Consider the following 2,270-nt stretch of genomic DNA (forward strand, 5'->3'; position numbering starts at 1 on the left):
ACTCGCCCCAAGCGTCCTCGATCGCCTGGCGCGACAACGCCGCGATGATCGGCAGAATCAGCACCGTCTGCGCGATCACCATCGCCGACGGCGTGAACAGAATCCCGAAGGAACCGAGCGGACCGGCGCGCGAGAGAAGCAGATAGATAACCAGCCCCACGACGACGGGCGGCAGGCCCATCAGCGCGTTCAGGAGAACGATGAGCGTCCGACGGCCCGGGAAGCGGCCGACGGCGATGGCGGCGCCCAAGGGGAAACCCAGCAGCGCGGCGATCGCGACCGCGGTGAGGCTCACGCTCAGACTCAAGAGCACGATCTCGACGAGCTTGGGATCGAGATCGACCAGCAGCCTCAGGGCCGTACCGAACGCTTCGGACACGAACGCTCCAACCTCCCGCAAGTGGGCGATCTACGACCGGATGATAGGAGCCCCGCGTATTTGCTCAAATATGCACTCGTGTGCATAAATGATCTGCTGTCTGCTGTTACCGACGGAATTTGCTATATTTTCCAACTTCTCTTGGTTCTGATTGCATTAGCATGATCAAGATCCGGATCGAGGCAACCTGGCGCATTGGAAGCTCCGAGGCGGAGCTCGCCGACCCTCTCCTTTTCCGTCTTCTTGAGGCTGTCCAGGCTTCCGGATCTCTCGCCAGGGCAGCGCAGGCGCTGGGCTTCTCCTACCGCCATATCTGGGGCTCGCTCGGGAAATGGGAAAAGGCCGTGGGCCGGCCCCTGGTGCGCCTGGAGCGCGGGCGCGGTGCCAAGCTCACCGAGTTCGGCGAGAAGCTGATGTGGGCAGAGCAGACTGCGCGCTCGCGCCTCGAAGCGCAGATCGAGACCGTGCAGCGCGACCTCGAGCACGAGCTCTCCGCGGAGCTGCTGCGCGGCACCACGAACCTCGTGATGCACGCGAGCCACGACCTCGCACTCGGAAACCTGCGCGACCTGCTGCAAGAACAGCACGGCATCCAGCTGCAACTGCAGTACCAGGGAAGCCTCGAGAGCCTGGACGCGCTCGCACAGGGGCGTTGCGACATCGCGGGCTTCCACCTACCGGAGGGTGGCCTCGAGACCGATTTCTTCTTTCACCGGCGCGCCTTCAAGGCCCGCGACCACGCGCTCATCCGCTGCGCCACCCGGACGCAGGGCCTGATGGTCGCGGCAGGCAATCCCAAGGGCATCCGCGGGCTGCCCGATCTCGCACGTCGAGACGTACGGATCATCAACCGCCAGCCCAACTCCGGCACGCGCCTGGAGCTCGACCAGCTCCTGCGAGAAGCGTCTATCGATCCGGCGTCGATCGCAGGATACGAGACCTTCGAATTCACCCACCTCGCGGTAGCAGCGACCATCGCTTCAGGCATGTGCGATGCCGGCTTCGGCATCGAAGCGGCAGCCACGCAGTACAAGCTCGGGTTCATTCCGCTGCTGCGCGAACGCTACTATCTCGCATGCCGCAGCGAGATTGTGGACGCGCGGCCGGTCAGCTCGCTCATCACGGTCCTCAAAAGCCCGGAATTCGCCGCGCTCGCGGGACAGCTGGCGGGCTACGACTGGACCGGCGTGGGAGAGACTCTGGGCGCGGACGTGGTCCTGGGGGCTCGCAGCGGCACCGGGAGCGTCTTGCGTCCCGAGGCGAAAGCCGCGCGGAGCCGTTAGAGCTAGGGCGGGCCTGAGCGCGAGAGCGAGACGGCCTTCACGAGCGCATAGACCGTCAGGCCTTGCGCCAGGCCGAGCTCCTCGGCGGCGCGCCGCGTCACCCGCGATCGCAATGTGATCCCTCCGACCGTGATGGCGACGTCGGCGGTGCCGTTTGCGTTGAAGATGCCGGATACCCGCCCCTCAAGGATGTTCCGTATGCTGATGCGCCGAGGGCGCTCGAGCGCGATCGACACGTCGCGCGCGCGGATCCGCACCCGCACGGGCTCGCCGATCAACGCGTCGACATTGGTCGCGGTGAGCGTGCCGCCGTCGAAGGCGAGCGTGGCGAGGTCGTTCTCCACGTCCTGTTCGACGACCCTGGCGTCGATCACGGCTCCGCCTTCGAACGTCCCCTGGCCCGGTCGCAGGTCCGTGCGCCCCATCACGTCCTCCGCCGGCCCGACGGCGAGAACGCCGCCCGCGGACATCAGCACGACCGTATCCGCGACCCGGAGCACCTCCTCCACGGCATGGCTCACGTAGACGATGGGCACTTTAACGTCGTCCCGGATCAGCTCGATGTACTGAAGCACCTCGCTCCTGCGGTGGGCGTCGAGCGAGGCGAG

At 66.1% G+C, this 2,270-nt stretch carries 3 protein-coding genes; 1 reads left to right on the forward strand and 2 read right to left on the reverse strand.

Features of this window, described 5'->3' with window-relative positions; genetic code table 11:
* Positions 1 to 379, reverse strand: a 379-nt coding sequence (locus VMS22_10725; GenBank protein HXJ34494.1) for an ABC transporter permease, incomplete at its 3' end; no start/stop codon positions are given.
* 161 nt (positions 380 to 540) lie between these two features.
* Between VMS22_10725 and VMS22_10730 the strand changes: the two genes are divergently transcribed.
* Positions 541 to 1,662 carry a substrate-binding domain-containing protein gene (locus VMS22_10730; protein HXJ34495.1) on the forward strand — a complete coding sequence of 374 codons (1,122 nt, stop codon included), beginning with the start codon at positions 541 to 543 and terminating at the stop codon, positions 1,660 to 1,662.
* A gap of 2 nt (positions 1,663 to 1,664) precedes the next feature.
* Here VMS22_10730 and VMS22_10735 read toward each other — a convergent pair.
* Positions 1,665 to 2,270 (reverse strand): TOBE domain-containing protein (locus VMS22_10735; GenBank protein HXJ34496.1); only part of this gene is annotated, 606 nt, incomplete at its 5' end.

Source organism: Candidatus Eisenbacteria bacterium (assembly GCA_035577985.1).
Lineage (GTDB): Bacteria > Desulfobacterota > Binatia > DP-6 > DP-6 > DATJZY01.

Bases quoted from the DNA above. Each gene is read 5' to 3' on its own strand.
- VMS22_10730 (HXJ34495.1), top strand. From the start codon at position 541: ATGATCAAGATCCGGATCGAGGCAACCTGGCGCATTGGAAGCTCCGAG.